Below are 23,491 nucleotides of genomic sequence, written 5' to 3'. Positions count from 1 at the left end.
CTGATACTAAAATCATATCATTCTTATGCTGTTTGTTTCAAAGTCTGACTGCACTTCTTTAAATTAATTGACCATAGATATAAAGGAAATACAGGCAGGAAATCACCGCAACAATACAAGCTGTTTCAAAAAAACCACCGTTTTTCTTTCTACGGACATTATTCTGTGTGCGTGTAACCGTGCTGCCAGCAGATACAGGCGGAGGCGAGTGTCTGTTAACTCTGCCGCTGCTCTTCTGAACATCCATTTTATTCATTGAATCCAGCAGTGCATGTCTCATCTCTTTAGCTGATACATATTTACCCATTAAAGCTTGTGAAATAACCTCTTCAAACTGAATTAATTCTTTGCTGCTTTGAATTTTCTCCTTTAATTCTGCAAATCCGCCGTTTTTTTTTGTAAAACGGTTTGGGTATGCTGTATTAATAAGAATCATTGCTACTGCAAATAAGTCATAGCCTGGTTCAGCCTTTCTTGTTCCAAGATTCCAGTACCCCCGGTCATAAAATTCTGTAAACTCTTTGATTGCTCTTCCTTGCAAGGTTGTCCCGCCTACATCAATACAGCGCACCTTGGATGGCGGACCGGTAACAATTAAATTTTCAGGTTTTAAGTCCCCAAATACCCAGCCGCTGTCATGAAGCTTGGCCAGATCATTTAAAAGCTGAAGGATCAGTACAGCCGTCCAGGAAGGTCCCTTTTGCTGGATAAATGACAGCAGGTCAGGACCATGTATATATTCCATCACATAAAAGGATATATTTTTCCCATTAATGGCCCAGTCATCGACATCAAGCAAAGAAGGTCCGAGGGCAGACCCTTGGACCTTCGCAAATGATTTAAGCACATTTACTTCGGATGTAATGGACATCCCGTTATCACTCATTTTAATCGCTACTTGCTGATTATTAAACTTTGACAAGTAAACAACGCCATTTGCTCCATATCCAAGCTCTTTTAAGATGACATAACGGTTATTGTGCCATTTCCCATCTATAACTGTGCCTGAGCGAACGTTAAACTGACTCTTCATAGAATGATTCATCATCACGAGAAAGCAGTCCCCTTAACGACCGTTTTTTCTTAAAGTATTGCAATGCCTCGCGCAGTGCTGGCCCTGTTGGTGTAATTCCACCCACTGTCAGCTTAGCAAAAATACTATTTAGTGACTCAAGCCTCGGTGTCCAATCAAGCAGCTTCTCAACATCCTTCTTTTTCCCGGGAAATACAAAGACCGAGAAGCGATTATCTCCTGACCGGGCGTTTAAACTTAATGATAAATCAAATAACGCTTCTTTTACGGTCGGCAGCTTTTGTTTCATACTGGCACTCGTATCGACTAAAATCAGCACTTCCAGTTCTACTGTTTCACCAAGTTCATCCACCACTTCCATGACCTCGCCTCTTTGCTCGGGCGGGAGATCTTCAACCGTTTTAGAGCTGCCTAAAATCTCCTTTAATTCTTTATTAACGACTCCTTGCAGTGTTTGAGTCATTGCCTTCCTTGTCACCATTTGAACCGTTTGTGATAATTGTTTTGCATAAACAACCTGACTCACACCGCCGCCTGACATGGCGATTCCTTCAATTTCACTCATCCCTTTTTCATCTATCACATCATTTTCCATAACTCCAATAACATTAACGGTGATTCCCTGTTCTTTCGCCAAGGCAGCCATTGCAATTGGATCTTCTCCTTGATTGGAGCAGCCATCTGTAATCAGCAGAATTTGTTTCAATGTTCCTGTTTTCATATTTTCCCCTCCATCTCAATTTATTACCATTTTCGACGGTATGGGGTAGAAATATACATCATTTCATTTCATTTAGCAGATCATAATAAATTTATATACATTAGTTAATTTGCCTTCTTTCGCATATTCTGAATGGGAATACTCGACCACTTCGGTGTATTGTGAGTTACTTTTGAAACAACAACTGTCATATCATCTTCAATTCTGCCTGATCGGGACCGAATCACTTCCTCCATAATTAAATCTGCCACTTCCTGTGGATCAGAGGTCTTTAATTCAGTAATTTTCCGCTTCATCCATAAATCGAAATTCTCAACATGCTTTGGACCTTCAAATACTCCATCGCTCATCATAATCAATAGATCACCTGCCTTCAGCTGTTCGCTGACTACATCAACATCAAACTCTTGTATAATTCCCATCGGCAGATTGCTTGCCTGTATTTTCATCACCTTTGAACCACGCTTGACAAAGCTTGGTGTTGAGCCAATTTTCAAGAATTTCACTTCCGCATTTTGCAAGTCAATCATGGCTAAATCCAGCGTAGAGAAAATCTCGTCAGTGGTCCTTAGTGATAAAATAGAGTTCACTGATTTAATCGCCACCCGTTCCTCTATACCCGATTGCAGGATTTTTTGAAGAAGCTCTAGTGTTTCTTGACTCTCAATATGTGCTCTCTCTCCATTGCCCATTCCATCACTGATGGCAATCGCATATTTCCCGCTGCCTAGTTCAATCGTAGAATGGCTGTCACCTGAAATAAAGCCTCCGTCCTTTGCTGCATGTGCCACACTCGTTTCAACCGCATACGCTTTCGCTGATCGGAACGTCACATGACAAAAACCAGTTGAGTAGGCGGCACACTCTTCTTTACCGACCAGGATGGTTTCGCCAAGAATATCTGAAAGCATCGGTGCAATCAGCTTTTCACATTCCCCATGTCCATTGCAGTATGGGATCGCCATATCAATGTCTACATTGCCCTGCTCTAAGCTGTAGATATCAACCTGCTCAATTTCCACTCCGAATTCTTGAAGTGCCTCTAGAATCTGTTCTTCCTGTTTATGGTGGTTTTCCCTCTCCCGCTGAATTTCTTTCGCAAAGTCTCCCATCACCTCTGAAACACCCAGCAGCTGATCTGCTACAAGTCTTCTGCTTTCATGGACTTGCTGCTTCAGTTTTTGATTTGCTTTTAGAAAAGTAAGCTCCTGCTGAATCGTTTCTGTCACTTTTTTTGAACGTGTACAATGCTTTTCCCATTCTCTCCCCAGTTTTGCTGAGACAATTCCATCATTGCTATCTATTTCTGTCATAATATCCTTCATATAATCATAGGTTGTATTAAAATTCCTTGCCCAGCAATGGTCCTTCTTAAAACATGTCTGGCATGTTTTTTCAGTGACATTGCTTAAGAAATAATCAATTTCACGGTCTTCATCATCATCATCTCTGCTGGAGGTTGCGTCATAGTTAGAGAAACTTTTTGATAATGCTTGAAACACGTTCGAGAATTGAGAGACTCTTTGAGCCGTAACGTCTCGCATCTTTCTCATATAATGCTGCTGCTCTGCTGCATATTCAGGGGTACCTGGTATATGCTTCGCAAGCTTTGAGGTCAAACTAATCGGTGTAACCAAAAAAATAAATATCGCAGCACCTGTTTCATACAGCGTAATCACGAGGTTTCCATTGCCTTCTCCATACATGCCCATTAACAATGTTGCAATAAGCAGTCCTAGAGATACACCCAATTTCCTGCCTTCTTTTAAAAGCCCTCCAAGTAAACCGGCAAAGGCCAGCAAACTCATATGAAAGAAGCTAGAGATATTGGCAAGACTGAATATCAAGCCTGTTACAACCCCGACGGTGGAACCAACTGTTGCTCCTGCGACAAAGGCAAATAATAAAACCAAATATCTCGACATGATATGCTCAATCGACAAATCGTAAATCGTCCAGCCAATTGTCCCGGTCATCACAGAAGCAAGAATAATAATTAAACAGACAATTTCTTCTGTCTTTAACGATTGTCTTCTCTTATTCATAGATAGAAGCGGCAGACCTTGAAGGAAGATCATCGTTAAAATAAATCCGAGGCTAGCCTCTACACCCGCCATCATTCCGTTATATAGGGTTACTGTGCTTGTAAGAACAAAACTTTCAGCTATTTTCCCAACTATCAAAATGGCAAACACATAAAACGGAAGAGCCTTCATCTCATTACTTAGCCATTTTTTTGAAATCCTGAACACAAATAAAAATAAAAAAGCGATACAAAATGCTGATGCTGCATTTTGCACGGATAGAGTGGCTGCACCGGCCGTGAGTCCAACAAGTGCCAAAGGAGCCCGATCCTTCCTTAATAAGTATACAGCTGCGAAAAAAGGAAGCGTAAAAGGGGTCAGCTTGGCTAAAATTAAAGCTCTGCCCAGCAAGAAGCCGATAAACAGAAGGATGTATCCCTTCTTTAGAAAAAAAGTTTCCAGCCATAATTGAAAATTGATAAAGGCTTGTCCAATATCCACCTTAGATCGATTAAGCTGAACTTCCCCGAGCGGCTCTGTCATTGACCTTCCAACCTTTTGCATATATTGCTCACTCCCTATTCAGATTCGTATTGTTTGCTGATCATTATAAATTTCTAAGATAAAAAAGTTTGTCAAAATCGCAGACAAGCTTTATTTTTTCGTTCGACTTGTTTCTCCCAAATGAGCGAATTCTGTACAAAAAATATGGGAAATCGAGGCATGGCGATGATAGCTGTTTATGTTAAAAATGTTCTTGTTGATGCTATGCGGCATTAATAGGGAGCAATCTGACAATTTTTTTAGGATTTAAATGAAGGACGTAGTTTTCTGGCCATTTTCTAAAAACAGTACAGTTCCCTTCAAGTGCATAAAATACTTTTATAATTTTTTATTGACACTTCTTATAAAAGTTTGTATGATATTACTTGTGTCTGATTGATACATTTGGCGGTGTAGCTCAGCTGGCTAGAGCGTACGGTTCATACCCGTGAGGTCGGGGGTTCGATCCCCTCCGCCGCTATACTTTTTTTAAAAATATGTACTGGCCCGTTGGTCAAGCGGTTAAGACACCGCCCTTTCACGGCGGTAACACGGGTTCGAATCCCGTACGGGTCATCTATAAAAGCGTCTGGAGAATTCCAGACGCTTTTTTTATATATTTGATCGGGTTCTTATCTGGAGCATCAGTTTTAATTATTCTATTTTATACATTTTAGGCTTAAAACCTTTACCCCTTATTTGAAGTTATTTTAAAATGAAGATAAAGGCTGGATTGCCCGGAGGTAAGAGTCGTATGAATTTAGGAAATCCGATTGCAAGTGGAAATACCGCAAATATTTATCTATCAGAAAAGAAAATCATTAAAGTCTTTAAAGACTTTTTGCCAGAGTCAGAGTCGATTAATGAAGCAAAGAAACAAAACTATGCCCATTCATGTGGACTTCCAGTACCTAAAATATATCAAGTTACAAAGATCAATGGAAAACAAGCTATCATTATGGAGTATGCTGCAGGAGAAACATTGGGAAATTTACTAGCAAAAGAACCTGCGCATTTCACCTATTACCTCAATATGTCCATTGATGAACAGCAAAAAATTCATCGCATTATTCCAACTCCACTGGAATCCATGCATGATAAGTTAACGAATCAGATTAAATCAGTGAACCTGTTGAATAGTAAACAGAAATTACTTTTGCTGAAAAAATTAGATTCATTTTCTTTTGAGCCGAGATTATGTCATGGAGATTTTCATTTATATAATTTGATTAAAACAAAAGACCGTGTTGTCGTGATCGATTGGATTGACTGCAGTGCGGGAGATAAATGTGCTGATGTATACCGTACGTATCTTTTGTATACTCAAGTATCTACTGTTTTGGCTGAACAGTACATTAAACTTTATTGTAAAAAAAGCGGGATGAAGATGTCGGATATTTTTAAATGGGCTCCAATTGTCGCTGCAGCCAGACTAGCTGAAAACGTATCATCAGAAGATTCGGGAAGGTTGCTGGCAATCATAGAAAAATACGATTTCCCATCATTCAGATAAAAAAAATGAGACAGTCCGAAATTGGACTGTCTCATTTTTAAGGGAATATCACGTAAACCCTGCGATATATGAATAAAATCAGCAACAAGTTAGCCTCGTCTAGCGCCTCTTCCCCCACGTTTTGATTCCGTATTGCGCTTTAAAGATGATAGGCGGTCTTCACTGTCCTTTAAGAAGCGTGCCATTTTTGATTCGAAATTTTCTCTTGGAGCACGATTATCATTTGTTCTGCCTTGACGTGGACGTTGAGAAGGACCTCTAGACTCTCTTCTTTCAGGTCTTTCTGGTCTTTCCGGTCTTTCAGGACGGTCTTTTGCCTTTTTAATAGATAAACCGATCTTTCCGTCTTTTTCAACATTAATGACCTTAACCTCAACCATGTCACCAACCTTCAAATGGTCGTTGATATCTTTAACATAGTTGTCTGCTACTTCACTAATGTGAACAAGACCAGTTGAACCTTCCGGCAGCTCCACAAACGCTCCGAAATTTGTAATTCCTGTGACCTTTCCCTGTAACTTGCTGCCTACTTCGATTGACATAAAAAGAAATTGCCTCCTTAAAGATATAAAGTGAAACTAAAAAATTTCATACTTACTCTATATTATAACGAATTAGAAAAAAGGGTGTCAATACAGCTCTATTCCGATGCCTTTTCTTTTTCCTTATCCTTCTCCTTATCAGGAGTCTCTTCTGACTCCGGCAAAACAAAGATCGTTTCACTTTTGTCTGATAAATAATAATCCTTGCGGGCAAGCTTTGCAATGTACTCATCGTCATTCAGTTTAACGATTTCTTCTTCCAGTACGACTTGTTTACTTTCAAGCTCCGCCAGCTCATCTTCAAGTTTTTTCTTTTCAGCCAACTTTTCATCCAGAGCAGCGGATTGCGAGACGAGTGTGGTAATCATAAATATGGATACAGCAGCTGCTGCAATAAAAAAAGCTGCTAGCCTTCTAAACAATACTTTTCTTTTTCGATTGGCGCTAATCGTTGCATCCTCTTTCTGTTTCACATAGCTCGTTTGCATCTTAGCTACATTTTTTATCTCGTTGTCACTCATTCTTCGCTCCCCCTCTCTGCTTATTTCTTTTGCTTAAAGCTGTTTATTTTCTTAACACAATAATTCTTTATTTTTATAAAATATCCTGCTGCAGCTCTATAGAACTTATCGACCATTTTTTTAATATGTTTCGGCAAAAGTCTCCATATGAGCATAAAGATCCATTTTAGCGGTGAAGTAATTATTTTCATTATAAGTATAATGACCTTATATAAAAATAAAAATAGTCCTAAAGTCGCTTTTCCTAACATTAGTATAACCGCTATCACAGCTGATACAAGAGCTTGAATCGGCTTTATGACAAAAAATTTCAAAAACTTTACAAAAAAATGGTAAATAGAGATAAACATGGAGATAAGCAACTCTAATAGTTTTAGATAAATTCTTTTGAATAAGCTTTGATAAGCTGCAAACCCGCACAGCAAGGCGAGAAAAACATACAGACGCAATTCTCCCTGATTCACGAGGAATAGAATATAGAAGATGGCTAGTCCCTGCAGGAGCCAAAAGAAAATATCATTTATAAAGACAGCCCATCTCTTTCTTTCCGTCCTCTTGAGAAAACGCTGGTACGTATCAAGCGACGCACCGAACATCCCGCCCATGCCGATCATCGCTAGCATTGTCATAAATTGAGTCGTCAGTGTCATCTGAATAGCTTGCTAAAGAAACCTTTAGCTTTATCTCCGTGCTGATCATCAATGTAGACAAGGTCAAAAACCTTCCCTTTAATAGACACGATCCCTTTGTCGACATCAAGGTTTTTCATTTGCAGATTTTGCCCGCGTATTGCCAAAAATCCCATGACTGTTTCGAGTAAGAACTCCTCATTATCAAAGCTTTCCACTTGTTTAACCCCTGAAATTTCCAGTGTTCTTCTGCCCCGCATCACCACGTCATGCTCCTGGGCATTCGGCTTATTGGCGTTTGATTCATAATATTGGCTCATATAACATCCCTCACAATCGCAATGTACTGCTGTTTGTACATGTTTATGAAGGTGAGGGATGAATTAGAACAAGCCATTCTTTTACAGGATAAGAAGTCCTAGAATGATAAGCAATCTTATCATTTTTCTTCCAGCTCTAAACAGCTTATGGATTAGTTTCTAAGCTGCTCGGATTTTCTTGCACTGGTTCTATTATATTGATTCCTTTAGAAAGGAATCTTTTATTCGTTTCCAGTTTCTGCTCCCGCATTTTCTTCTTTTAAAATGCTATAAAGCTCTTGTGCTTCTTCCTTCCGGGTTGTTTCCTGCAGACCATCAATTCTGACCGTTACAAGCTTTTGACCAAAACGAATCGATAGTACATCGCCAACTTTTACATTAGAGCTTGCTTTGGCTTGTATTCCATTTATTGAAATTCTCCCTTGATCGGAAACCTCTTTTGCTAATGTTCTCCTTTTAATCAGACGGGAAACTTTTAAAAATTTATCTAATCTCATATGCAAACGCTCCATCACTTATATTTTAGTTTTATAATCCAGATTTTTTGGCCTCGTCCCAATATTGATCCAGTTCTTCAAGCTGGAAGTCTGCAAACTCTTTACCTGTCTCCTTTACCCTGTCTTCTATATAATTAAAACGCCGGATAAATTTTTCATTGGTCTCATGGATTGCTTGTTCTGGGTTAATGCCTAAAAATCTTGCAATGTTTACAAAAGCAAATAAAATATCGCCAAACTCTAATTTCATTTTTTCACTGCTTAATGCTTTTTCTGCCTCAAACTCACGGACTTCTTCCTTTACCTTTGCCCATGCAGCATCCGCTTCATCCCAATCAAATCCAACAGAAGCAGCCTTTTTCTGCAGCTCCTCTGCTCTCATTAGTCCAGGGAAAGAGCGAGGAACAGAATCTAGAAGAGATGTTTTGTCTACCTTGCCTGCCTTCTCTTCCTTTTTGATTTCCTGCCAATTCTTAACGACTTCTTCTGCATCCTCCGCTTGTGCATCACCAAAGACATGCGGATGTCTTCTAACCATCTTTTCTGATATGCCTTCTATGACATCTTTAATAGAGAAGAAGCCTTCATCTTCCCCAATTTGGGCATGAAGCATAATTTGCAGCAGCAGATCACCAAGCTCTTCAATCATATTATCAATATCATCATTGTCGATCGCGTCGATCAATTCATATGCTTCTTCAATTACATATTTTCTTAACGATTCATGCGTTTGCTTCCGATCCCAAGGACAGCCATCCGGTCCGCGTAAAATGGCAATGATGTCTTTCAACTTAGCAAAATCTTTATAAAGAATGGTTTCATCCTGAACAGGCGGAACATATAAAGAAGTCAAATTGTTCAGCTCTACCTCACGATCAAGTTCAACCAATTCTGCTTTTTTGATGTATTCCTGATCGCTTCCCGCAGCTGTCACTATAAAAACAGGATAATCATGCGGCAGCATTTCCATTAACTCCAGCTTAACGTTTGAAGCAACAAACTGGTCGTATACTTGTCCTATAATGATATGCTGGCGCAGCTGTGCTTCCTCAACCGAAAAGTCAGTACCGTCAAGAAGCTGAAACCCTTCAATGGGATCAATTCGCAGCGCTTGAAACAGAGCATCTAAAAAGCTCTGCCCACCGCCAATTTCTAATTGGATTCCATGTTGTTCTGCCCGTTCGATCAGAAGCTGTACCGTTCTTTCGGCAACGAGCGGATGACCAGGCACTGCATATGTAACCTCTTCACCTTGAGCGGCATTTAAGAGCACCTGCGTAATTTCTTCATACACAGCCTCAAAGGTTTCATTTTTATCATACACCTCATCAAATGAATGGAAGTCAGCACCTTCATTCATTAGCTCCTGCACAACGGGATGGTCCTTTGTCCGCAAATAAAGATTTTGAGTGTTTTTTATCGTTTTATAGACTCCCAAGGGAAGCTGATTCAAATCCCCTGCACCAAGTCCAATTACCTTAATTCTTTTCATTTTTCGTCATCCTCATTTTATTTTTGGGAAGCAGCAGCAAAAGCTTACTGCCTAAAGGAAGCATGTACAGTTCCTCCTCAGTAAAGACACGGCTTCTCAGCACGACTATTAAATAAATAAATCCGCCTAAAATAACAGCACTTATAGCCTGAAAACTTGATGCCATTCTTTCATAGCCAACCCCATAAAAGAAATCGGTAAGCAGTAAATACCCTTTTAGAACAATATACATACAAACCGCTCCCTTTAAAATGGGAGTGATAAATTCCAACTGAACAATTTTAATATGCAATTGAAATTTTAACTTAACCACTAGTGCCATTACAATAAAGAACAAGGCAATGCACGACGCTATTGCTGCGCCGTTTACCCCTGCAAGAGGCACCAACAGTATGTTTAATCCATATTTTATAATAAAGCCGCCTAAAATGACAAAAGCAGGATATAAGGTGAATCCTAAACCTTGTAATACGGCTGATGATGTCATAATGATCGAGCTTAAGAAAATCAGTATACTTAAAATCTGCAGCACATTAGAGCCCGCAGCATTTTCAAATAGCATGGTATTCGTTGGTTTTATAATGGATATTAGCCCAACCATCGCTCCTGCTCCAGCAAAAATGGCAACACGAAAGGCCAGCTGGAGCTTCTCTTTTAAAAATTGCTGATCGTTCTTCAGCTTCGCCTTGGTAATCAAAGGGACCAGCGAAAGTGATAATGAAGTAGCAACAACAGTTCCTAACTGAATAATAGGCTGTCCTCTGTCATAAATCCCCTTTAACTGCTTTGCCTCTTCACTGCCAAAGCCTGATGTAATGAGCAATGAATAGAGATTAAATGAGTCTGCCAGCTGAATAAAGACGAGCAGCAGGCTGCTTACACAAATAGCAAATCCTTGAACAATGAGTTCCTTTGCTATTTTGACAGATGAAGTTAACTCAAGCCGCTTTCCCCATAAAGTCTTTTTCAAATTTGCATTCCTTTTAGCAAAAAAAATGCTCAACAGAACAATCGCCATTAGTCCACCTGCCAAAGAACCTAAAAATGCCGAACTCCCTATGTTATAAAGTGATTCGTTCTGTCTCACTAACAAAATGGCAAGTGCTAATATAGTCAAAACCCGTACAAGCTGTTCCCCAATTTGAGAAATCGCTGTTGGGACCATATCATTTCTTCCTTGAAAATAGCCTCTAAGCAAAGAAATCGGCGGAAGCAAAAGAAATACAAATGAGACCGCTCGAATGGGATCTGCCAAATGCGGATCCTTCATCCTTTCAGCAAGATAATCGGCTCCGCCATACAATAAAGTAAAGCCGCCAATGCTTACGAATAATAAAATTATCGATGACACAGCTAGTACATGGCGGGCTCCATGCCATTTATTTAGACTAATTTGTTCTGCATACAGCTTAGAAATAACAACAGGAAATCCATAAGTAGCTAATGCAAGCACAATCCCATAGAAAGGGTAGACTTGCTGATAAATATAAAAACCAACATCTCCTACAATATTTTGAAAAGGCACCCGATACACAGCACTCAATATTTTCGTAATCACTGCCGCTGCTGTCAAAACAAGCGCCCCTCTAATAAACTCACCTGAACGACCCACCCGCTCCATCGCCCAACCCCTCTCAAAAACAACTTTAAACATTATAGCATACTAAGAAATGTGGAGGCGGCTTGCTCAGCCCCGACAAGCATAAGGCGAGACGGCTGGAAGGTTGTTCTTTAACCTTCTAGATGGATCGACTTATGACCTCGAGGGGCTAGCCGCCGGAACTGGACAACTTGAAATGTGGAAGGCGCTTGCCCAGGGGCGACAAGCATAAGGCAAAACAGCCAGAAGGTTGTTCTTTAACCTATAGGGCAACATGGCTTATGACCTCGAGCCCCTAGCGCCTGGAGCTGGACAACTTGAAATGTGGAGGCGGCTTGCCCAGCATCGACAAGCATAAGGCGAGCTGGCTGAGTTTTATAAATGCCTAAAAGATACCGGCTGACGACCAAAAGTGCGGAATTTAGCTCTACTCCATATACCAATTAACAGAAAAGGCAACACAGCAAGTCTTTTTTTATCTTAAATCGTTTAAAGAAGGCGGTTATCCGCCGTCCAGAAATTATATCCGCCAAAAAAGTGAAGATATCCGCCGTTATGTTCGATATATCCGCCAAAAACGTCCATATATCCGCCAAACCCCAACTAACTACCACCATAAAGACTCCGCCGCCGTCCTCTTCCATACAAAAAAATACAGAAAAAAAACAGGCAGCCCATGCCGCCTGTTTCTTATGATTCCATTTGTCTTGCGAGGAAGCCAGCTGCTGTTTCAACTGCTTTTTTCTCCACTTCGCCTACAGTATCCTCTTTTGCAAAGATAACAACTGCACCAATTGGATCACCATTCGCTACGATTGGTCCAATCGTATAAGAAGCAACTGATTCTGTGTTTCCATCAACAATTGAAATGTCACCGGATTGTGTGACAAGGACGGAACTTCTGTCCTCAAGCGTCTTTTCAATCAGATCACTAATGTTTTTGTTTAAGTAATCTTTCTTGGAACCGCCGGCTACTGCGATATAAGTATCACGGTCACAGATTAAAATGGCATTTCCGAGGCTGTCATATAGTGCCTCTGCATATTCCTTCGCAAAATCGCTTAATTCGCTGATTGGCGAATATTTCTTTAAAATGACCTCGCCATCTCGGTCTACAAAAATTTCAAGTGGGTCCCCTTCTCGTATGCGCAAAGTTCTGCGGATTTCTTTCGGAATGACAACACGACCCAAATCATCGATACGACGAACTATACCAGTTGCTTTCATCCAACGTTGCCTCACTTTCATCTGATGATTTTTTTGAACAGCGGAAGCACTTAACCTTTCCTCAAGCAAAAAATGGATGTATAAGGGATTTGCAGTCTTAATACTTGCAGGAAGGTTTGATATGTAGAGCTGCACCTTCATGGTCTATTCCATGAACACGCCAACACCAATATATCGGGCACTTCTGCCATTCTAATACGGCAATGCTTCAAAATCACAATTGGGAGAAAATGAATCCATCACCATGTTTGAACTTAGTATCTTTCATATGGAAAGTTCTATACACGTGCATATAGGTTTTCTTTATGCTGTTTTAAATTCCATAAACGGATAAACATTCCAATAGATGATTTATTGTGAAATTACCCCTACTTTGCGCAATTAAACATTTCATATATTTCAATTTATTTACAAAATTCTTATAGCTCATCCTGAAAGGTTTCAATAAGATTCAGAAATGCTGATTTAACCACTATAAAAGGGAGCTCCTGAAATATACTGGTCTATGCTTTAGCCGGTTTTTCCTTCTTTTTTGCGTCCTGAAGGCCTTGAATGAATTCATACAATGTCTCAAGCCATTTGCTTGCCTCGATCCCTTTAATATGGAATACAGCTTTTAGCTTTTGACCTTCCATACCTAGTCCGATCATTCTGCCGTATTTACTCGACAGCTGAAATACCTTTTGTCCATCGATTTGAGCGCTTGCCTGCTCAGAAAATAACAATAAAATCTCCTGTTTCGACTGCTTAATGATTTCAATACCTGAGAGTTCGCCAAATACCTTCATCTCTGCAATCGTAAATAAGTAGGAAACTTCCTGCGGATAATCGCCAAAACGGTCAACAATTTCTTCTTGAAGCTCTTCAACATCCTCAAGAGCAGAAATTCCTCTAAACCGTTTGTACATTTCAATTTTTTGATGACCGTCTGCAATATAGGCATCCGGAATATAGGCATCAAGCTCAAGATCAATTTCCATTCTTGCCTTTTTCTCTTCGGTACCCATCATTACATCTTTTCGTTCCTCAATCGCCTCTTTCAGCATTTGAGAGTACAAGTCAAAACCAACTGAATCAATAAACCCATGCTGCTCTGCTCCCAGAAGATTCCCTGCACCTCGAATCGTCAAGTCTCTCATCGCAATCTTGAAGCCAGATCCTAACTCCGTGAACTCTTTAATGGCTTGCAATCTCTTTTCTGCCACTTCTGTTAATACTTTGTCTTTTCTATACGTAAAGTAAGCATACGCTACCCGATTTGAGCGTCCTACACGACCTCTTAACTGGTAGAGCTGCGAAAGCCCCATTCTGTCTGCATCATGAACAATCAGTGTATTAACATTAGGAATGTCTACACCTGTTTCAATAATGGTCGTGCTGACAAGCACATCATATTCACCCTCGAGAAAACCAATCATCACCGATTCAAGTTCATTCTCAGTCATTTTCCCGTGTGCATATGTGACTCTGGCATCAGGAACAAGCATAGAGATTTCCTCTGCCTTCCTTTCAATATCCTCAACACGGTTATATAGAAAGTACACCTGTCCATCACGAGCCAGCTCTCGTTCAATTGCTTCTCGCACTAGTGCTCCATTATATTCCATTACATAAGTTTGCACTGGAAACCGATTTTCAGGCGGTGTTTCAATAACAGACAAATCACGAACCCCAAGCATGGACATATGTAAAGTCCTTGGAATTGGCGTAGCTGTGAGTGTTAAAACATCAACATTGGTTTTCAGCTGCTTAATCTTTTCCTTATGCGTAACACCAAAGCGCTGTTCCTCATCAATGACAAGCAAACCTAAGTCACGATACTCAATATCCTTTGAGAGGATACGATGCGTTCCAACAACCACATCAATCGTTCCTGCTTTTAAGCCTTTTAATGTTTCTGTTTGCTGCTTCTTTGATCGGAAACGGCTTAATAGACCGATTTCAATTGGATAATCCTGAAAACGCTCACGCATTGTCTCAAAATGCTGCTGTGCCAAAATCGTCGTTGGCACTAGGAAAGCCACTTGTTTTCCATCTGCTATAGCTTTAAAAATAGCACGGATAGCAACTTCCGTTTTGCCATATCCAACATCTCCGCACAGAAGACGATCCATCGGACGTTCCCTTTCCATATCTTTTTTAATTTCATGGATAGAACGAATCTGATCCTCTGTCTCCTGGTATTGGAAAGCAGCCTCAAAATCACGCTGCATCTCTCCATCCGGGCTGAAGGCATATCCTTTCGATGACTCCCGTTCTGCGTACAATTTAATTAAATCATCCGCTATGTCCTCGACTGAGGATTGAACCTTTTTCTTTACTCGCTTCCAGTCATTTCCGCCAAGTTTATAAATTTTCGGTTCTTTCGATTCGGAGGCAACGTATTTCTGAACAAGATCAATTTGTTCAACAGGCACATATAGCTTATCACTGCCTTGATAGCGAATATGAAGGTAATCTTTGTGCACCCCATTAATTTCTAGTGTCTCAATGCCAATGTATTTACCAATTCCGTGATTGACATGAACAACATAATCACCAATTTTAAGTTCAGAATAGCTTTTAATACGCTCTGCATTGGAAAGCTTTTGTTTTCGTGCCTTTTTCTTCACTTTTTTATTAAATAATTCTTCCTCTGTTATAACAGCCAGCCGCTGTGAGCTTAGCTCAAAGCCAGTCTGCAAGCCGCCTGGAAGGATTTGAACTCTTCCTTGAAGAACTGCTTGATCGGCACTAATCTTAACAGCATCAATTTCATAATCCTCGAGCACCTTTTGAAGTTTATTGACTCTCTCATCGTCAGATGCTAAAAATACAACAGAATAGTTATTCTTCTCCCAGCGTTCTAACTCGCCTTTGAGCACATTCATTTGTCCATGAAAATTCTGCATTTGCTTACAAGTCATATTCACAATATTTTGCGGACTTGTATTTGGGACATGCCGAAGAAACAAGGACATATAAGTGATGGAATGGTTCGTTCTGGCAGTAAGCTCCTTTAGTGTGAAGGCAACTTTTACATCATGGATCATTTTCCCTTCACCAAGCATGCTTGTATACCATTCTGCTTCTTCCTTTTCAAGTGAATCATTCATTTCCTGCACTCTGCTGATTTCATCTATAAAAACAAGACCTGAATCTGGTAAATAATCTATTAAACTACTTCCTGATTCATAAGCAAGGGAGGTATATTTAAAGAGCTGCTCAGGCTTATGGCCTGTTCTCAGCTGTTCAAGCTCATATCCAATATTCTGTGATAATAATGTCTTATCTTTCTCATTTTTAAGCTTTTTTAAGCTTTTTCCCAAGTTTAATTCAATTTGCTTAATCAGTCTGTCATAATGTGCCTGTTCCAGCGGTATTTCGGTTGCCGGGCCAATTAATGTCTGCTGCAGTTTATTTTTCGATCTTTGATCTTCTAATGAAAAGGTTCTAATAGAATCAATTTCTGTATCAAATAGCTCTATTCGTATAGGATCATTTTCAGTTAATGGATAAATATCAATAATTCCGCCTCTGACGCTGAATTCCCCTGGAGCTGAAACCATATCAACACGAACATAGCCCATTTGAATAAAAAGATTCAGTTGCTCTTCCAGCAGGTCATCTCCTACAGACAGTGTCATCTGGTACTCTTTCCAAAGGTCTGATGGCGGAAGCACCTTTCTAACTCCTGCCATTGGAGCAATAACAATTCCTGTTTTCTGCTGGATTAAATAATTTAGCGCCTCTATTCTTTGCGCCTTAAGCTCTGGGCTTGCGATGCTAATCTCTGCAGCAATCAATTCGTTGGCTGGATAAAGAAGTACTTCTTCTTCTCCTATTAAACTGACGATATCATCATATAATTTTTGCGCCTGTAATAAATTATGGGTCACAATGAGTACAGGCTGTTTCGTCTGTTCATAAACTGACGATATGAACAGCGCCCGCGCAGAACCAGATAAGCCAGCGATCAGTTGCTCTTTTAACCCTTCTTGAATACCAGACAAGATGCTTACTACATCATCCTGCTGGCCAAATATTCGCTTTAGCCCTAACATACAGAAAAGTCCTCCTATATAAAGTCCGATGCTTCACAACAACCCTGTGACGCGATGAAGTATATTGTTTCATTGTATACATAGCATTAGGTATTTCCTATTTATAAACTATTAAAAAATACTATAAATGCAAATAGAAAAATGCTTTGGACAAACGGCCCAAAGCGTTAATGAATCAGAAAATCCTGCTGGTGGTAATCGGGATTGCGTTCTAAAGATTCCTGGCAGTCCTCACAAATTGCCTTTACCTGCAGATCCCCAGAGGCATCGTACATTAGCATATCCTGACGCTCTGCATCATTTAGTTTATGAAATCCAAGCTGTTCTGTCTGAACAGACATTGAATCAATAGATCCAAGCTTTACTCCGCAATGGCGGCAATGATAATGAATGGCCATTAAAACCCCTCCTATCCTGTACATATCCCTATTATGGACGTACGGAAAGGAAGTTATTCAATCGATTCGAAGGCTCCCATTTAGCAAAAGGTGATGATGTATTAATCTAGCTTATTAATTTGATCTGCTAAATATGAGAACTAAGATTGGTTAAACTTGTTCATCACTTGTAAGAATGGCTCTGTAATGGCCGATTCACATGCGTCTACACATTTCTCGATTACGGTCTGCATTTCCTGCTGTTCGTCAGAAGAAAATTTTCCGAGTACATAATCAGGAACCTTCATACCTGCTGGAGGACGGTCAATCCCTACCCGTATTCTATTAAATTGCACCGTTCCCAGATGAGCAATCGTTGATTTAATTCCATTATGTCCGCCGGCGCTTCCTTTTTGCCGAAGACGAATTTTTCCGACAGGCAAATCAAGGTCGTCATATATTACGGTTAATTCTTCATCTTCAATTCCATAGTAATCCATAAGCGGGCGAATGGATTCACCAGATAAATTCATATATGTAAGCGGCTTTAGTAAGAATACTTTTTCTCCATTACAATGGCCTATTCCATAAATACCTTTAAACTTTGCTTGATCTAATGTAATGCCTAGCTTCACAGCCAGGGAATCAATCACTTCAAAGCCGATATTATGTCTTGTTTGTTCATATGGTTTGCCTGGATTTCCGAGGCCAACAAATAATTTCACGTCACTTCACCTGCTTTATATTCTAATGACGGCAGATGGCAGCGTCAGACGGCTTGTTAGAAGCTGCATATCAGCTGTAATAGCTAATTTACCTTGTCAAAGAGAAAAGCAAAAGCTGGCCTAACATCGTAATGCAGCCAGCTCTTGGCAAGTATAAAAGGGTTTCTTTTTTACTCGCTTTCCGTCTCTCTTCCTTCTTCTTGTTCAGGCGTGCCTTCCTCCTGCTGTTCTCCGCTGTTTATTTCCTCTTCCTGTTTAGGAGGAAGAATAGAAGCAACCACTTCTTCAGCATCGTGGTTAAGCGTATAGGAACGGCTTGTCTTAAGATCAGCAACCGTTATCGTTTCATTTACTTGAAGCTCCGCTACATCTACATCAACTGAAGAAGGTATTTCATTTGGCGTAGCTGTTACGGAAACTTCATGCAGTGATTGCTGCATGACACCGCCGTCTTTCACACCTTGTGCATCGCCGACCAAATTGACCCGCACCTCTGCCGTTATTTCCTTCGACATATCCACTGCTAGAAAATCAATATGCACAATATTATTGCGCAATGCATTTGTTTGATATTCCGTTAACATGACGTCATGTTTCTTGCCGTCAACATCTAATGAAAATACACCATTGCGGCCTACTTCCTTAATGGTTTTCACAAAATCAGACTCACTCAGATAAATAGGTGTACTCTCTAGCTTTTGTCCGTAGACAACTGCTGGGATATTCCCTTCATGCCTAATTTTAGTTAGAGATGAATGACGAAATTCATTTCGTTTTTTTGCTTCTAATACTACTGCCATAGTGATCCCCTTCCTCCTGTTTAATAAGTGGCTTCTATATAAAAAATGCCCTAAAAAGAGGAAGTCTAAACGTTTTAGTTTATAAGACCAGCATAGCGGGAAGCAGAGAAGTATTACCCTATAAGCTTAGAGCCGCAGTTTTCCTGCAATACAGGCAGACCTGCTTTTAATTAGCAGGCCTGATTATATATTAATCAAACAATACACTTACGGATTGTTCTTCATGTACACGGATAATCGCTTCACCAATTAATGATGCTACTGATAGCTCGACAACTTTCCCTGATTTCTTTTCTTCTTGCAGTGCAATTGAATTGGTGACAACAAGCTCTTTAATCTTGCTGTTTTCAATTCTTTCAATTGCAGGTCCTGATAAAACCGGATGACTGCAGCAAGCATATACTTCAGATGCTCCATTTTCCACTAGTGCATTAGCAGCTAACGTGATGGTACCTGCTGTATCAATAATATCGTCAATTAGGATTGCAATTTTGCCGTCAATATTTCCAACAATGTTCATAACCTCAGCAACATTTGGCTTTGGACGGCGTTTATCAATAATGGCAATCGGCGCTTTTAACTGATCAGCCATTTTGCGTGCGCGGGTCACACCTCCGTGGTCTGGAGAAACAATAACCACATCCCCTTGCAGATCTTTGTTCTTAAAGTATTCCGCTAGAATTGGCACACCCATTAGATGGTCAATCGGAATATCGAAGAATCCTTGAATTTGCGGAGCGTGAAGATCCAGTGTAATGACACGAGTTGCACCTGCTGTTTCAAGCAGATTAGCCACAAGCTTTGCTGTAATTGGCTCACGAGCTCTTGCTTTACGGTCTTGGCGTGCATAGCCATAATAAGGCATAACAATATTAATTGTTTTAGCAGAAGCACGTTTTAATGCATCAATCATAATAAGAAGCTCCATTAAATGCTCGTTAACAGGAGCGCTTGTTGATTGGATCACATACACGTCACAGCCGCGAATACTTTCTTCGATGTTGATCTGAATTTCTCCATCACTAAAATGGGTTACAGAGCATTTTCCTAGTTCAACGCCAATAAATTTGGCAATTTCCTCGGCTAATGCTTTATTTGAATTTAAACTGAATACCTTCAAATTTGGATCTAAGTACTGATTCGACATGCCTGTGCCTCCGTGTTTTTTATTTCTTGATATCTAGCTTTTGTACATAATTCTCTTTATTTACTTGGCGAGCTCGCGCGATAGAAAGCGCCTCTCCTGGAACATCCTCAGTAATGGTTGAACCAGCTGCAACATATGCGCCTTCTCCAATTGTTACGGGTGCGACTAAGTTTGAATTGCAGCCAATAAACACACCATTCTCAATTTTGGTTAAGAACTTATTTTTCCCATCGTAATTTACTGTAATCGCTCCGCAGCCGATATTTACATCCTGCCCGACCTCTGCATCACCAATATAGCTTAAATGCGAGACCTTGCTGCCTTTTTCAATTACTGATTTTTTTATTTCAACAAAGTTGCCGATTTTCACCTCATCATGAACATTTGATTGCGGGCGGATATGTGCAAATGGTCCAATCTGGACATCTGTACCGATCTCGCTGTTGAAAGCCGCTGATTGGCGAATAACCGTTCTATCGCCAATTTCACAATTTTCTATATGGGTGTTAGGACCAATCGTACAATCTGAGCCGATTTTCGTTACTCCGCTTATCGTCGTTCCAGGATATATTACCGTATCAGCTCCGATCTCAACATCTGCTCCAATATAAGTAGCAGCCGGATCGATGATGCTAACACCTGCGCGCATATGGTATTCATTAATACGTTTTTTCATAAACAGTTCGGCTTGAGCCAATGCTACACGATCGTTAACACCTAAAGTCTCTTCAAAATCATCTGTTCCAAAGGCAGTTACAATTTCACCCTCTGTTTTTAATATCTCAATGACATCAGGCAAATAATACTCTCCTTGTACATTATCATTTTTGACTTTCTTTAAGGCTGTAAACAGTGCTTCATTATCGAAACAATACGTGCCTGTATTGATTTCATTTAATTGCAATTCTTCTTCAGAGGCATCTTTGTGCTCTACGATCTTCTCCACATGACCTTTTGCGTTACGCACAATACGGCCATATCCCGCTGGATTCTCCGCAAATGCAGTTAGTACTGTTGCTTTTGCATTTGTTTTTTCGTGATGAGCAAAAATCGCTTCCATCGTTTCCGCTTTAATTAGAGGCGTATCTCCGCAAACAACAACTGTGACACCCTCTTTATTTTCCAGATGATCTGCTGCTTGCATAACAGCATGAGCTGTACCGAGCTGCTCTTCCTGCAGGGCATATACACTTTTAGCGCCTAATTGTGCTTTTACTTTTTCCGCTCCATGCCCAGTAATCGTAACAATATCTTTGATATCAAGCTTCGCAACTTGATCAACAACATGCTGAACCATCGGTTTTCCACACACAGGATGCAGGACTTTATATAATTTTGATTTCATTCTTGTCCCTTGGCCTGCGGCTAAAATGACCGCGTATCGATTAGACATTTAATAGCCTCCAATTTCACCTTTTTATCCATTAAGAATATATCTTAAATAGAGGCTGATTTCAAGGAATCTCGTGTAAGTAGTTATATTTTACAGGATATTTTTCACTTACCTCACAAGATATAATCAGACCGAAATAATAGATGCATGCTAACCATCCTTATTTGTCTGCTAATGTTAAGAAGGAATTATACTAAAATATAGCTGCTATTTAATTATACTACGAAAAGTCTGTTTGGAATCTTGAACAATATAACAACTTTTCCTGCTCAGATAGGTTTAACAAGGGTTAACAGAGGGTATAAAATGGAAGTGGTATTTCAAAGAGGTACATTTTATAAATAAAAAAGAGCCCTACTTAACACAGCAGGCTCTTGTTGGAATCTCTTTCTAGGAAGCTCCAGCTTCTTCAAACTCTACTTCTAACTCACCTAAACGGTGGTATTCTGCTAAGACCGCTTCTTGGATTTTACCGCGGGTTCCGGAATTAATAGGGTGAGCAATGTCCCTGAACTCTCCATCCGGAGTGCGTTTACTTGGCATTGCAACGAATAAGCCGTTATTCCCGTCAATCACCCGAATGTCATGAACAACAAATTCATGGTCCAGTGTAATAGAGGCAATCGCTCTCATCCGTCCATCCGTATTTACACGGCGTAATCTTACGTCAGTTACTTCCACTATGTTCACCACCTTTTCCAGTAGATAAAATCCTATTTATTAACATTCAACATCATTTGGCATATTTCCTCCTTTTATAGAAAAAATTTTTTGAATAATTAGGCCTTAATATGGAATTAGACAGAAATACATGTCAAAAAGTCCCGAAAAAGATTCATCAACGGCTGTTTCTGCAAACTTTTAAGATTTATAAGAATGAAAAAGCACCCGTTTAAAGCCGGGTGCTTTTTCATTCTGCTATTTTCACAAACTTTGTTGTTTTACTTAAACATATAGATATTTCCACTTCAAAGAACTTACTTTTCCGGCAAGGAGAATCTGAGTCTCCTCGTCCCGCAGGAGTCTTGCGCTCTTTCGTTTCAATCAAAATATCCTTTAAAAAGTGTTATTCAAAACAATAATCACTCAGAAAAGAGTATTTACATAATCCTATTTATTTTATTTAACCAATGCAACAACTTCAATTTCTACTAAGCTATCTTTTGGCAGGCGCGCTACCTCAACACAAGAGCGTGCGGGTTTATGCGTATGGAAATACTCGCCGTATACTTCGTTAATACTAGCGAAATCATCCATATTTTTAATAAAAACAGTTGCCTTGACAACCGTTTCAAGTGAAGCACCTGCCTCTTTAAGAACAGCCTGCAGGTTTATAAACACTTGATGAGTCTGTACTTTTACATCTCCCTCTGCCATCACTCCGTCAGCTTTTAACGGAATTTGTCCAGAGCTGTAGAACAGATTATTTACGGTTATCCCCTGTGAGTATGGTCCAATTGCGGCTGGTGCTTCATTTGTCTGAATGATTTTCATGAATGTCCCTCCACTAGTTTATTCGTAAAGTAGTTGCCATGCGACACATTGATTTTCTTTTCTTTCACATCAACATCTGAGAGTTTGACTAAAGATAAATAATCATCCACCAGTCGTTCTTCAGCTTTTTCTGCCTCTACTAAAACAGCAATGCCGACAAGCTCTGCATTAAACTCCTCCAGCATACTAATCATCCCGTTAACCGTGCCGCCCGCTTTCATGAAATCATCAACAACAAGGACTCTCGAACCTTGTTCAAGACTTCTTTTCGACAGAACCATTGTCTGGATTCTTTTCGCGGAGCCTGACACATAATTAATACTAACGGTAGAGCCTTCCGTTACCTTGCTGTCTCGTCTCACAATCACAACAGGTACATTTAAATAATTCGCAACCGCATAAGCTAATGCTATTCCTTTTGTAGCCACAGTCATAACTACATCTATTTCTTTATCTGCAAATGCCGAAGCAAATAAGCGACCTACCTGCTTTACAAGCATAGGATCACCTAATATATCTGTCATATAAAGATAACCGCCTGGAAGCAGTCTATTTGGACTGGCGATTAACTCACAAATCTGATCGATAATTGGGCGTGCATCCTCTTCCGTCACTCTCACCTGATATTTCACTCCGCCCGCTGCACCTGGTACAGTTTGCAGTGTGCCAATCCCTCTATGTTCGAAGGTTTCTTTAATGATAGCTAAATCTTCACTAATGGAAGATTTAGCCGATCCATATCTTTCTGAGAAGTAGGTTAAGGATACCAGTTGCTGCGGATGCTCTAATAAATAGTTCGTCATATCTATTAAACGTTCACTTCTACGAAACTTCATCATTGGCCCTCCCG

Annotated in this window: 21 protein-coding genes and 2 tRNA genes; 3 read left to right on the top strand and 20 right to left on the bottom strand. The window is 40.0% G+C overall.

Annotated elements, in window-relative coordinates:
* Positions 1 to 58: 58 nt before the first annotated feature.
* From B7E07_RS25515 to spoIIE, 3 genes are all read right to left on the bottom strand, one after another.
* A complete protein-coding gene (locus tag B7E07_RS25515) occupies positions 59 to 1,048 on the bottom strand; it encodes a protein kinase domain-containing protein (RefSeq protein WP_080843571.1) in 990 nt (329 codons plus the stop codon).
* Positions 1,017 to 1,754, bottom strand: a complete 738-nt coding sequence (locus tag B7E07_RS25510) for a vWA domain-containing protein (RefSeq protein WP_080843570.1) — start codon at positions 1,752 to 1,754, stop codon at positions 1,017 to 1,019. The genes B7E07_RS25515 and B7E07_RS25510 overlap by 32 nt, the downstream gene beginning before the upstream one ends.
* A 104-nt stretch (positions 1,755 to 1,858) precedes the next feature.
* Positions 1,859 to 4,342 carry a stage II sporulation protein E gene (gene spoIIE, locus B7E07_RS25505; protein WP_080843569.1) on the bottom strand — a complete coding sequence of 828 codons (2,484 nt, stop codon included), beginning with the start codon at positions 4,340 to 4,342 and terminating at the stop codon, positions 1,859 to 1,861.
* A gap of 386 nt (positions 4,343 to 4,728) precedes the next feature.
* Here spoIIE and B7E07_RS25500 point away from each other — a divergent pair.
* The 3 genes from B7E07_RS25500 to B7E07_RS25490 all read left to right on the top strand — a co-directional run bounded on the left by B7E07_RS25500 (position 4,729) and on the right by B7E07_RS25490 (position 5,834).
* Positions 4,729 to 4,802 (top strand) — tRNA-Met (locus tag B7E07_RS25500).
* Positions 4,803 to 4,825: 23 nt separating this feature from the next.
* Positions 4,826 to 4,897: transfer RNA gene (locus B7E07_RS25495), tRNA-Glu, on the top strand.
* 178 nt (positions 4,898 to 5,075) lie between these two features.
* Positions 5,076 to 5,834, top strand: a complete 759-nt coding sequence (locus tag B7E07_RS25490) for a phosphotransferase family protein (protein WP_080843568.1) — start codon at positions 5,076 to 5,078, stop codon at positions 5,832 to 5,834.
* Positions 5,835 to 5,923: 89 nt separating this feature from the next.
* On the opposite strand, the gene B7E07_RS25485 is transcribed toward B7E07_RS25490, so the two are convergent.
* The 17 genes from B7E07_RS25485 to purR form a co-directional block, all read right to left on the bottom strand.
* Positions 5,924 to 6,376 carry a S1 domain-containing RNA-binding protein gene (locus B7E07_RS25485; protein WP_066441720.1) on the bottom strand — a complete coding sequence of 151 codons (453 nt, stop codon included), beginning with the start codon at positions 6,374 to 6,376 and terminating at the stop codon, positions 5,924 to 5,926.
* Between the two features lie 98 nt (positions 6,377 to 6,474).
* Positions 6,475 to 6,897 (bottom strand): FtsB family cell division protein, encoded by a 423-nt coding sequence (locus B7E07_RS25480; protein ID WP_080843566.1) that lies wholly within the window; start codon positions 6,895 to 6,897, stop codon positions 6,475 to 6,477.
* A gap of 20 nt (positions 6,898 to 6,917) precedes the next feature.
* Positions 6,918 to 7,547, bottom strand: a complete 630-nt coding sequence (yabQ, locus tag B7E07_RS25475) for a spore cortex biosynthesis protein YabQ (RefSeq protein WP_080843565.1) — start codon at positions 7,545 to 7,547, stop codon at positions 6,918 to 6,920.
* Positions 7,544 to 7,846, bottom strand: a complete 303-nt coding sequence (yabP, locus tag B7E07_RS25470; RefSeq protein WP_080843563.1) for a sporulation protein YabP — start codon at positions 7,844 to 7,846, stop codon at positions 7,544 to 7,546. The genes yabQ and yabP overlap by 4 nt, the downstream gene beginning before the upstream one ends.
* 221 nt (positions 7,847 to 8,067) lie before the next feature.
* Positions 8,068 to 8,343 carry an RNA-binding S4 domain-containing protein gene (locus B7E07_RS25465; RefSeq protein ID WP_080843562.1) on the bottom strand — a complete coding sequence of 92 codons (276 nt, stop codon included), beginning with the start codon at positions 8,341 to 8,343 and terminating at the stop codon, positions 8,068 to 8,070.
* Positions 8,344 to 8,374: 31 nt separating this feature from the next.
* Positions 8,375 to 9,835, bottom strand: a complete 1,461-nt coding sequence (gene mazG, locus B7E07_RS25460; protein ID WP_080843561.1) for a bifunctional methyltransferase/pyrophosphohydrolase YabN — start codon at positions 9,833 to 9,835, stop codon at positions 8,375 to 8,377.
* Complete coding sequence (locus B7E07_RS25455) at positions 9,822 to 11,456, bottom strand: putative polysaccharide biosynthesis protein (protein ID WP_080843560.1); 1,635 nt, start codon at positions 11,454 to 11,456, stop codon at positions 9,822 to 9,824. Before B7E07_RS25455 ends, mazG begins: the two co-directional genes overlap by 14 nt.
* Positions 11,457 to 12,125: 669 nt before the next feature.
* Entirely contained in the window at positions 12,126 to 12,662 is a 537-nt protein-coding gene (gene spoVT / locus B7E07_RS25450) for a stage V sporulation protein T (protein ID WP_080843590.1), read from the bottom strand.
* A 503-nt stretch (positions 12,663 to 13,165) separates the two neighbouring features.
* Positions 13,166 to 16,705 (bottom strand): transcription-repair coupling factor, encoded by a 3,540-nt coding sequence (gene mfd, locus B7E07_RS25445; RefSeq protein ID WP_080843559.1) that lies wholly within the window; start codon positions 16,703 to 16,705, stop codon positions 13,166 to 13,168.
* A gap of 167 nt (positions 16,706 to 16,872) precedes the next feature.
* The gene (locus B7E07_RS25440; protein WP_080843558.1) at positions 16,873 to 17,103 is read right to left on the bottom strand and encodes an anti-sigma-F factor Fin family protein; all 231 of its coding nucleotides are present in this window, start codon (positions 17,101 to 17,103) and stop codon (positions 16,873 to 16,875) included.
* 140 nt (positions 17,104 to 17,243) lie between these two features.
* A complete protein-coding gene (gene pth / locus B7E07_RS25435; RefSeq protein ID WP_080843557.1) occupies positions 17,244 to 17,807 on the bottom strand; it encodes an aminoacyl-tRNA hydrolase in 564 nt (187 codons plus the stop codon).
* 170 nt (positions 17,808 to 17,977) lie between these two features.
* On the bottom strand, positions 17,978 to 18,607 hold the full coding sequence (locus B7E07_RS25430) for a 50S ribosomal protein L25/general stress protein Ctc (RefSeq protein ID WP_080843555.1): 630 nt from the start codon (positions 18,605 to 18,607) through the stop codon (positions 17,978 to 17,980).
* A 190-nt stretch (positions 18,608 to 18,797) separates the two neighbouring features.
* The gene (locus B7E07_RS25425; protein ID WP_080843553.1) at positions 18,798 to 19,754 is read right to left on the bottom strand and encodes a ribose-phosphate diphosphokinase; all 957 of its coding nucleotides are present in this window, start codon (positions 19,752 to 19,754) and stop codon (positions 18,798 to 18,800) included.
* A gap of 19 nt (positions 19,755 to 19,773) precedes the next feature.
* Positions 19,774 to 21,147 carry a bifunctional UDP-N-acetylglucosamine diphosphorylase/glucosamine-1-phosphate N-acetyltransferase GlmU gene (gene glmU / locus B7E07_RS25420; protein WP_080843552.1) on the bottom strand — a complete coding sequence of 458 codons (1,374 nt, stop codon included), beginning with the start codon at positions 21,145 to 21,147 and terminating at the stop codon, positions 19,774 to 19,776.
* A 390-nt stretch (positions 21,148 to 21,537) separates the two neighbouring features.
* A complete protein-coding gene (gene spoVG / locus B7E07_RS25415) occupies positions 21,538 to 21,828 on the bottom strand; it encodes a septation regulator SpoVG (RefSeq protein ID WP_009336662.1) in 291 nt (96 codons plus the stop codon).
* Positions 21,829 to 22,266: 438 nt separating this feature from the next.
* On the bottom strand, positions 22,267 to 22,641 hold the full coding sequence (locus B7E07_RS25410; RefSeq protein ID WP_080843551.1) for a RidA family protein: 375 nt from the start codon (positions 22,639 to 22,641) through the stop codon (positions 22,267 to 22,269).
* Entirely contained in the window at positions 22,638 to 23,477 is an 840-nt protein-coding gene (gene purR / locus B7E07_RS25405) for a pur operon repressor (protein ID WP_080843550.1), read from the bottom strand. The genes B7E07_RS25410 and purR overlap by 4 nt, the downstream gene beginning before the upstream one ends.
* Positions 23,478 to 23,491: the final 14 nt, after the last annotated feature.

Origin of the sequence: Cytobacillus gottheilii (assembly GCF_900166665.1) — a bacterium.
GTDB lineage: Bacteria > Bacillota > Bacilli > Bacillales > Cytobacillaceae > Cytobacillus > Cytobacillus gottheilii_A.
The sequence above is the reverse complement of the archived record's forward strand: the minus strand, read 5'-3'. Positions and strand labels throughout refer to the sequence as shown.

What these genes read in the sequence shown, in the direction of transcription:
- B7E07_RS25515 (WP_080843571.1), bottom strand. Translation starts at nt 1,048, where the DNA reads ATGATGAATCATTCTATGAAGAGTCAGTTTAACGTTCGCTCAGGCACA.
- B7E07_RS25510 (WP_080843570.1), bottom strand. Translation starts at nt 1,754, where the DNA reads ATGAAAACAGGAACATTGAAACAAATTCTGCTGATTACAGATGGCTGC.
- spoIIE (WP_080843569.1), bottom strand. Translation starts at nt 4,342, where the DNA reads ATGCAAAAGGTTGGAAGGTCAATGACAGAGCCGCTCGGGGAAGTTCAG.
- B7E07_RS25490 (WP_080843568.1), top strand. Translation starts at nt 5,076, where the DNA reads ATGAATTTAGGAAATCCGATTGCAAGTGGAAATACCGCAAATATTTAT.
- B7E07_RS25485 (WP_066441720.1), bottom strand. Translation starts at nt 6,376, where the DNA reads ATGTCAATCGAAGTAGGCAGCAAGTTACAGGGAAAGGTCACAGGAATT.
- B7E07_RS25480 (WP_080843566.1), bottom strand. Translation starts at nt 6,897, where the DNA reads ATGAGTGACAACGAGATAAAAAATGTAGCTAAGATGCAAACGAGCTAT.
- yabQ (WP_080843565.1), bottom strand. Translation starts at nt 7,547, where the DNA reads ATGACACTGACGACTCAATTTATGACAATGCTAGCGATGATCGGCATG.
- yabP (WP_080843563.1), bottom strand. Translation starts at nt 7,846, where the DNA reads ATGAGCCAATATTATGAATCAAACGCCAATAAGCCGAATGCCCAGGAG.
- B7E07_RS25465 (WP_080843562.1), bottom strand. Translation starts at nt 8,343, where the DNA reads ATGAGATTAGATAAATTTTTAAAAGTTTCCCGTCTGATTAAAAGGAGA.
- mazG (WP_080843561.1), bottom strand. Translation starts at nt 9,835, where the DNA reads ATGAAAAGAATTAAGGTAATTGGACTTGGTGCAGGGGATTTGAATCAG.
- B7E07_RS25455 (WP_080843560.1), bottom strand. Translation starts at nt 11,456, where the DNA reads ATGGAGCGGGTGGGTCGTTCAGGTGAGTTTATTAGAGGGGCGCTTGTT.
- spoVT (WP_080843590.1), bottom strand. Translation starts at nt 12,662, where the DNA reads ATGAAAGCAACTGGTATAGTTCGTCGTATCGATGATTTGGGTCGTGTT.
- mfd (WP_080843559.1), bottom strand. Translation starts at nt 16,705, where the DNA reads ATGTTAGGGCTAAAGCGAATATTTGGCCAGCAGGATGATGTAGTAAGC.
- B7E07_RS25440 (WP_080843558.1), bottom strand. Translation starts at nt 17,103, where the DNA reads ATGGCCATTCATTATCATTGCCGCCATTGCGGAGTAAAGCTTGGATCT.
- B7E07_RS25430 (WP_080843555.1), bottom strand. Translation starts at nt 18,607, where the DNA reads ATGGCAGTAGTATTAGAAGCAAAAAAACGAAATGAATTTCGTCATTCA.
- B7E07_RS25425 (WP_080843553.1), bottom strand. Translation starts at nt 19,754, where the DNA reads ATGTCGAATCAGTACTTAGATCCAAATTTGAAGGTATTCAGTTTAAAT.
- glmU (WP_080843552.1), bottom strand. Translation starts at nt 21,147, where the DNA reads ATGTCTAATCGATACGCGGTCATTTTAGCCGCAGGCCAAGGGACAAGA.
- B7E07_RS25410 (WP_080843551.1), bottom strand. Translation starts at nt 22,641, where the DNA reads ATGAAAATCATTCAGACAAATGAAGCACCAGCCGCAATTGGACCATAC.
- purR (WP_080843550.1), bottom strand. Translation starts at nt 23,477, where the DNA reads ATGAAGTTTCGTAGAAGTGAACGTTTAATAGATATGACGAACTATTTA.